This is a genomic window from Pseudomonas sp. MYb541, assembly GCF_037479595.1.
GTDB classification, from domain to species: Bacteria; Pseudomonadota; Gammaproteobacteria; order Pseudomonadales; family Pseudomonadaceae; genus Aquipseudomonas; species Aquipseudomonas canadensis.
Genome location: NZ_JBBGYS010000024.1, coordinates 87036 through 94400 on the forward strand (window position 1 = coordinate 87036; position 7365 = coordinate 94400).

The window sequence follows — 7365 nt, forward strand, 5'->3', positions numbered from 1 at the left end:
TAAGGCTCTTCGGTTAGCGATGGGCGCTAGGTGCGGCTAGTGCACGGGCGGCGGCGACATCCGCATTGATCGCCGTTTTCAACGCCTCAAGGGAGGCGAAACGCTGCTCTTCACGCAGCTTCTGGTGGAAAACCACCGTCAAACGCCGGTCATACAGATCACCGGCAAAATCCAGCAGATGTACTTCCAGGTGGGCCTTGCCATCACCTGCAACCGTGGGCCTGACGCCTATGTTGGCGACTCCGGGCCACGATTGGCCGTCGATGTCGACGCTGACGAGGTAAACCCCGGTCAGCGGCACACGACGGCGCTTGAGTTGCACGTTGGCGGTTGGCGTGCCCAATTGGCGCGCCAGCTTCTGGCCGTGCAGGACCCGTCCGGCAATGCGGAACGGGCGACCGAGCAAACGCTCGGCCAAGGCGAAGTCGGCAGCGGCCAGGGCATTACGCACCTGGGTACTGCTCACGCGCAGGCCGTCCAGTTCGACGGTTTGTGCGGCTTCGACGGTAAACCCTTGGTTGACGCCCGCATGCTGCAGGAAATCGAAATCCCCGACGCGGTCGCAACCAAAGCGGAAGTCGTCACCGACCTCCAAATGCTGCACGCCCAGGCCATCAACCAGGATGCGGTCGACAAACTCGGCGGCGCTCAGGCTTTGCAAACGCTGGTTGAAGGCCAGGCAGAGGACACGGTCCACACCCTCCTCAGCCAGCAATTGCAGCTTGTCCCGCAGGCGGGCCAAGCGGGCCGGCGCGGTCTCGGGGGTAAAGTATTCCCGCGGCTGTGGCTCGAAAATCACCACGCAGCTGGGCACGCCCAACTCGACCGCGCGTTCGCGCAGCCGAGCCAGGATAGCCTGGTGGCCACGGTGAACACCGTCAAAGTTGCCAATAGTGGCGACGCAGCCCCGATGCTCGGGGCGCAGGTTGTGGAGACCTCGAACCAGCTGCATAACGCGCTTCTTGCTCATAAAGTGGTCGATTATAACCACACCCGGCCCCGGACGACAGGCAACAGCACAGGCCAAATGGATCGAATCGATAAAACAACCGTTTTATCGCGGCAAACTCTCTAACCCAGGGACTTGCGATTGAAATCCCTCAGGCGGAAGCCTTGCAGCAGCAACATCCCGAAGTACACCACCACACCCGCGACAACCAATACGCCAAGACGCATGAAGCGCTCCAGCATATGGCCTTCATCCCACGCCGGCATGAAGTGCATCAGGCCCAACAGCACGGCCGACATCATGGCCACCGCCACCAGCAACTTGAGGGCAAACAGGCCCCAGCCTGGCTGCGGCTGGAACATCTGCTGCTTACGCAATTGGTAAAACAACAGCCCGGCGTTGATGCAAGCACCGGCACTGATCGCCAGGGCAAGGCCGGCGTGGGCCAACGGGCCGATAAACACCAAGTTGAGCAGTTGCGTGACGATTAGCGTGAATATCGCGATTTTCACCGGCGTACGGATGTTTTGCTGGGCATAGAAGCCGGGAGCCAGCACTTTGATCACGATGATGCCGAGCAGCCCGACGGAATAGGCAACCAGCGCGTGCTGGGTCATCAAGGCGTCATGGGCATCGAACTGACCGTATTGAAACAGCGACACGGTCAACGGTTCGGCCAGGATCCCCAGCGCCAGCGCACATGGCAGCACCAGCACAAAGCACAGGCGCAACCCCCAATCGAGGATGCGCGAATACTCCTGGCGATCCTTGCTGGCGTAAGTGCGCGCCAGGGTTGGCAGCAGAATCGTGCCCAGCGCCACGCCCAGTACGCCGGACGGCAATTCCATCAGGCGGTCGGCGTAGTACATCCACGACACCGAGCCAGACACCAGCAGCGAGGCGAACGCGGTATTGATGATCAGGGAAATCTGGCTGACCGACACACCGAGGATCGCTGGCAGCATATTGCGCATCACGCGCCATACGCCGGTGTCCTTGAGGTTCAGGCGCGGCAAGACAAGCATGCCAATCTTTTTCAGGTGCGGTAGTTGGTAGAGCAATTGCGCCAGGCCGCCGGCCAGTACCGCCCAGCCCAGTGCCATCACCGGTGGATCAAAGTACGGCGTAAGGAACAGCGCGAAAATAATCATGCTGACGTTCAGCAGGGTCGGCACGAAGGCCGGCACCGAGAAACGGTTCCAGGTATTGAGGATCGCCCCGGCAAGGGATGAAAGGGAGATCAGCAATATATAAGGAAAGGTCACGCGCAACAGGTCGGTGGTCAGCGCGAATTTTTCCGGGGTATTGGCAAAACCGGGCGCCGTGGCCCAGATCACCCAGGGAGCCGCGAGCATGCCGAGCACGGTCACCAACATCAACACCAGGGTCAACAGGCCCGAGACGTAGGCAATAAAGGTGCGGGTGGCTTCCTCGCCCTGCTGGGTCTTGTATTCGGCCAGGATCGGCACGAATGCCTGGGAAAATGCGCCTTCAGCAAAGATCCGCCGCAGCAGGTTGGGCAGTTTAAAGGCAATAAAGAAAGCATCCGTGGCCATGCTGGCGCCGAAAATACGCGCCAACAGCGTATCGCGTACAAACCCCAGAACCCGGGAGATCATCGTGATAGAGCTGACGGCGGCCAACGATTTGAGCAGATTCATTGAAAGAGTTTGCGCCTTTAGATAAAGAGCAGGCGAACAAAGCGCCTACTTATGCGATACTGCGCGCCTGCAACAGCACAGAGCCAAAGCTCGCGAGTTTACAGGTCAAGCGCCGGAAATAAATCACCCGCCTCTTCAGATCGACCACTCAGCAGTTCGCATCAGCCGCCCTTGACAACACATCAAGTCATCGGCATGATTCGCGGCCTATTTTGTTTGCTATTTCCTAAAAAGTCTTTCGAGGAGCTCGACGGTGGCCAACACACCTTCCGCCAAAAAACGTGCAAAACAGGCTGAGAAGCGTCGCAGCCACAACGCCAGCCTGCGTTCCATGGTTCGTACCTACATCAAGAATGTAGTTAAAGCCATCGACACCAAAGACGCTGAAAAAGCTCAAGCAGCTTACGTTCTGGCTGTGCCAGTTATCGACCGCATGGCCGATAAAGGCATCATCCACAAGAACAAGGCCGCTCGTCATAAGAGCCGTCTGAATGGCCACATCAAGGCTCTGAGCGTCGCTGCTGCAGCCTAAGTGGTAACAACTGCATCGCAACCCAGGTTGCGTAACAGTTAAGAAATGCCCCGTACCGAAAGGTCCGGGGCATTTTTGTTTGTGCCTTAGAAACCCTCTTGTGCTGGGAAGCTTCTGTGGTGAGCGGGCTTGCCCCGCGCTGGGCTGCGCAGCAGCCCCAATACATTCAACGCGTCCCTCCAGACAGAACTCAATCTCAGGTTTTAGGGCCGCTTCGCACCCCAGCGCGGGGCAAGCCCGCTCACCACAAAAAGCCCGCTCGCCACAGGAAACCGATCCGCCAAAAAACACAGGCAAAAAAACGCCCCGAACCAGTCGGGGCGTTTTTGCTAGCAACTGATCACTACATCAATCAGTGCTGGTGACCGCCTTCACCGTGGACGTGGCCGTGAGCCACTTCTTCCTGGGAGGCGTCGCGGATGGCAACGATCTTCACTTGGAAGTTCAAGCGCTGGCCAGCCAGAGGGTGGTTGCCGTCGACGGTCACGTCGTCGCCGTCCAGATCACGGATCGTCACGATCTGCATCTGGCCGTCCGGCGCGGAAGCGTGGAACTGCATGCCCACTTCCAGCTCGTCAACGCCTTCGAACATGCTGCGGCTCAGGGTGCTGACCAGTTCGGCCGAGTACTCGCCGTAGGCATCTTCAGGTTCTACGGCAACGGTCAGCTCATCACCGACGTTCTTGCCTTCCAGTGCCTTCTCCAGGCCTGGGATGATGTTACCTGCGCCTTGCAGGTAGACCAGCGGCGCGCCGCCGGCGGAGCTGTCGATGACCTCACCAGCGTCGTTGGTCAGGGTATAGTCGATGGAGACAGCCTTGTTAGCGGCGATCGTCATGGGGCGAGACCTTTTGCATAAGAATGAAGAACGGACAAGTCTAAACAAGGATTTGCCCGAAAGCGAACAGAACCCGGACAGACGGGACCGATCAACGGCATCCTTCATCATCGGGTTCCACCAGGATGACGATCAACACTGGGTCGCCGAGCTCTCTTGCGGCCACACCCAGCACCTGCGCCACCAGCCACCCTGGCAGTCCCGCGCCTGGGTACTCGACCCCGCGCAACGCCTTGAAAAAATAGGCCAGCCCTTTGCCTGCGGCTGGTGTGCGCAAGCACACGAATAACGATAACCTTGGCGCCTGATTCCCGGTAGACGTTCAACCATAGAACCTCACCGAAGCCATGCACCTTCAGAGAATTCGCATGCAGACTTTTTTTATCGCGCCCACCGATTTTGGTGTGGGTCTGACCTCCATCAGCCTTGGGCTGGTGCGCACCCTTGAGCGGGCCGGACTGAAAGTCGGTTTCTTCAAGCCGATTGCCCAGCCGCACCCCGGCGATACCGGCCCCGAGCGCTCCACCGAGCTGGTAGCGCGCACCCACGGCCTCAAGCCGCCACAGCCCCTGGGCCTGGCCCACGTAGAACGCATGCTCGGCGACGGCCAGCTCGACGAACTGCTCGAAGAAATCATCACGCTGTACCAGCAAGCCGCCGTGGGCAAGGACGTGCTGATTGTCGAAGGCATGGTGCCAACCCGCAGCGCCAGCTATGCGGCGCGGGTCAACCTGCACCTGGCCAAGAGCCTGGATGCGGAAGTGATCCTGGTCTCGGCCCCGGAAAACGAAGTGCTCACCGAACTCTCCGGCCGCGTGGAATTGCAGGCCCAACTGTTCGGCGGCCCGAAAGACCCGAAAGTACTCGGCGTGATCCTCAACAAGGTGCGCACCGACGAAAGCATGGAAGCCTTCGCGGCGCGCCTCAAAGAACATTCGCCCCTGTTGCGCAGCGGCGATTTCCGCCTGCTCGGCTGCATTCCCTATCAACCGGAACTCAACGCCCCGCGCACCCGCGACGTGGCCGACCTGATGGGCGCACAGATCCTCAACGCCGGCGACTACGAAACCCGGCGCATGACCAAAATCATCATCTGCGCCCGTACCATGCGTAACACCGTGGAGCTGCTCAAGCCCGGCGTACTGGTGGTGACACCCGGCGACCGCGACGACATCATCCTCGCCGTCAGCCTCGCCGCGATCAACGGCGTGCCCCTGGCCGGCCTGTTGCTGACCAGCGACACCCTGCCCGACCCGCGCATCATGGAATTGTGCCGTGGCGCATTCCAGGCCGGGCTGCCGGTGTTGTCGGTGAGCACCGGTTCCTACGACACGGCGAACCAGCTCAACAGCCTCAACAAGGAAATCCCGATTGATGACCGCGAACGCGCGGAGATCATCACCGATTTCGTCGCCAGCCATCTGGATGCGCGCTGGCTGCACCAACGTTGCGGTACACCACGGGAAATGCGCCTGTCGCCGGCGGTGTTCCGCTACCAGTTGATCCAGCGTGCCCAGGCCGCCAACAAACGCATCGTATTGCCCGAAGGTAGCGAGCCACTGACCGTGCAAGCCGCCGCCATCTGCCAGGCGCGGGGCATTGCCCGCTGCGTGTTGCTGGCCAAGCCGGCGGACGTGGAAGCGGTCGCCCGCGCACAGGGCATCGAACTGCCCGAAGGCCTGGAGATTCTCGACCCGGACCTGATTCGCCAACGCTACGTCGAGCCGATGGTGGCGCTGCGCAAGAGCAAAAGCCTCAACGCGCCGATGGCCGAGCAGCAACTGGAAGACACGGTGGTGATCGCCACCATGATGCTCGCGCTGGACGAAGTGGACGGCCTGGTTTCCGGGGTCATTCACTCCACCGCCAACACCATCCGCCCTGCCCTGCAACTGATTAAAACGGCGCCGGGCTGCACGCTGGTGTCGTCGGTGTTCTTCATGCTGTTCCCTGAGCAGGTGCTGGTGTACGGCGACTGCGTGATGAACCCGCACCCGAGCGCGGCGGAGTTGGCGGAGATTGCGCTGCAAAGCGCCGACTCGGCCGCAGCGTTCGGCATCACCCCGCGCGTGGCGATGATCAGCTATTCCAGTGGCGATTCAGCCAGCGGCGAAGAAGTGGAAAAAGTCCGCGAAGCCACCCTGCTTGCCCACGAGCAGCAAAGTTCGCTACTGATCGACGGGCCGCTGCAATACGACGCCGCCGCCAACGAAAACGTGGCCCGGCAGTTGGCGCCCAACAGCCAGGTCGCCGGCAAGGCCACGGTGTTCGTGTTTCCCGACCTCAACACCGGCAACACCACGCACAAGGCCGTGCAGCGCAGCGCTGACTGCGTGAGCCTGGGGCCAATGCTGCAAGGCCTGCGCAAACCGGTCAACGACCTGCCGCGCGGCGCCCAGGTAGACGACATCGTGTACACCATCGCGCTCACCGCGATCCAAGCCGCCAACCGACCTATGGATATCTAAATGCTGGATTTTTTACCTGCCGCCGTGCGCGGGGTGATCGCTTCGTTGTTGTTGGCACTGAACACGATCCTGTTGTGCTCGTTCCTGTTCATCGTCGCGCTGTTCAAGGCGCTGCCGTTTGCCAAGCGCTTCAGCGAATGGCTGATGAACCACACCCACGAGGCCTGGGTCACCAACAACAAGGGCTGGATGAACCTGGTGCGGCGCACGCGCTGGCACCTCACCGGCCTGGAAGGTCTGGACTATCAGCACTCATACCTGGTGACCAGCAACCACCAGAGCTGGGTCGACATCATGGTGCTGCAATACGTGCTGAACCGGCGTATTCGCCCGCTGAAGTTTTTCCTCAAGCAGGAGCTGATCTGGGTGCCGGTGATTGGCCTGGCGTGGTGGGCGCTGGGCTTTCCGTTCATGAAGCGCTACACCAAGGCCTACCTGGAAAAACACCCGGAAAAGAAAGGCAAGGACTTGGAAACCACCCGCAAGACCTGTGCGAAATTTCGCGACAACCCGGTGGGCATTTTCAACTTTGCCGAAGGCACACGATTTACGCCGGGCAAACATGCCCAGCAGAACTCGCCGTTTCGCTACCTGCTCAAGCCCAAGGCTGGCGGGATTGCGTTTGTGCTGGATGCCATGGGTGAGCAGTTGAAGTCACTGGTCAATGTGACCATTCACTACCCGGCCGGGCGTCCTGGGTATTGGGATTTGCTGTGTGGGAATGTGAAGGATGTGGTGGTGCACTTTGAGGAAGTGCTGATTCCGGCTGAGTTCATTGGCAAGAATTATGAGCAGGATGGGACGTATCGGTTGGCGTTCCAGGGGTGGATCAATCGGTTGTGGGAAGACAAGGACCAACTGCTGGAAAAGCTGCACAAAGACTTCCCAGGCAAACAGTGATCAAAATGTGGGAGCTG

Annotated in this window: 7 protein-coding genes; 4 read left to right on the forward strand and 3 right to left on the reverse strand. The window is 60.1% G+C overall.

The genetic code is table 11. From position 1 onward, the window contains the following. Nucleotides 1-13: 13 nt before the first annotated feature. Nucleotides 14-952, reverse strand: coding sequence for a bifunctional riboflavin kinase/FAD synthetase (gene ribF, locus WH299_RS16530; RefSeq protein WP_010213269.1), 939 nt, complete (start codon nt 950-952; stop codon nt 14-16). 119 nt (nt 953-1071) lie between these two features. Continuing rightward, on the reverse strand, nt 1072-2610 hold the full coding sequence (gene murJ, locus WH299_RS16535; RefSeq protein ID WP_038844672.1) for a murein biosynthesis integral membrane protein MurJ: 1539 nt from the start codon (nt 2608-2610) through the stop codon (nt 1072-1074). A 253-nt stretch (nt 2611-2863) separates the two neighbouring features. Here murJ and rpsT point away from each other — a divergent pair, with 253 nt between their 5' ends. Then, nucleotides 2864-3142 (forward strand): 30S ribosomal protein S20, encoded by a 279-nt coding sequence (rpsT, locus tag WH299_RS16540; protein ID WP_016976313.1) that lies wholly within the window; start codon nt 2864-2866, stop codon nt 3140-3142. A 352-nt stretch (nt 3143-3494) separates the two neighbouring features. Here rpsT and WH299_RS16545 read toward each other — a convergent pair whose 3' ends face one another. Further along, on the reverse strand, nt 3495-3980 hold the full coding sequence (locus tag WH299_RS16545; protein WP_016976314.1) for an FKBP-type peptidyl-prolyl cis-trans isomerase: 486 nt from the start codon (nt 3978-3980) through the stop codon (nt 3495-3497). Here WH299_RS16545 and WH299_RS16550 point away from each other — a divergent pair. The 3 genes from WH299_RS16550 (at nt 3979) to WH299_RS16560 (ending at nt 7348) form a co-directional block, all read left to right on the forward strand. Then, a complete protein-coding gene (locus WH299_RS16550) occupies nt 3979-4269 on the forward strand; it encodes a DUF3565 domain-containing protein (protein WP_033896987.1) in 291 nt (96 codons plus the stop codon). The genes WH299_RS16545 and WH299_RS16550 overlap by 2 nt on opposite strands. A gap of 79 nt (nt 4270-4348) precedes the next feature. After that, the gene (gene pta / locus WH299_RS16555) at nt 4349-6448 is read left to right on the forward strand and encodes a phosphate acetyltransferase (protein WP_033896986.1); all 2100 of its coding nucleotides are present in this window, start codon (nt 4349-4351) and stop codon (nt 6446-6448) included. Beyond that, the gene (locus WH299_RS16560) at nt 6449-7348 is read left to right on the forward strand and encodes an acyltransferase (RefSeq protein ID WP_123478077.1); all 900 of its coding nucleotides are present in this window, start codon (nt 6449-6451) and stop codon (nt 7346-7348) included. Nucleotides 7349-7365 lie beyond the last annotated feature (17 nt).

Excerpts from the sequence above, each read along its gene's own strand:
- ribF (WP_010213269.1), bottom strand. The coding sequence starts at position 952 with ATGCAGCTGGTTCGAGGTCTCCACAACCTGCGCCCCGAGCATCGGGGC.
- murJ (WP_038844672.1), bottom strand. The coding sequence starts at position 2,610 with ATGAATCTGCTCAAATCGTTGGCCGCCGTCAGCTCTATCACGATGATC.
- WH299_RS16550 (WP_033896987.1), top strand. The coding sequence starts at position 3,979 with ATGGGGCGAGACCTTTTGCATAAGAATGAAGAACGGACAAGTCTAAAC.
- WH299_RS16545 (WP_016976314.1), bottom strand. The coding sequence starts at position 3,980 with ATGACGATCGCCGCTAACAAGGCTGTCTCCATCGACTATACCCTGACC.
- pta (WP_033896986.1), top strand. The coding sequence starts at position 4,349 with ATGCAGACTTTTTTTATCGCGCCCACCGATTTTGGTGTGGGTCTGACC.
- WH299_RS16560 (WP_123478077.1), top strand. The coding sequence starts at position 6,449 with ATGCTGGATTTTTTACCTGCCGCCGTGCGCGGGGTGATCGCTTCGTTG.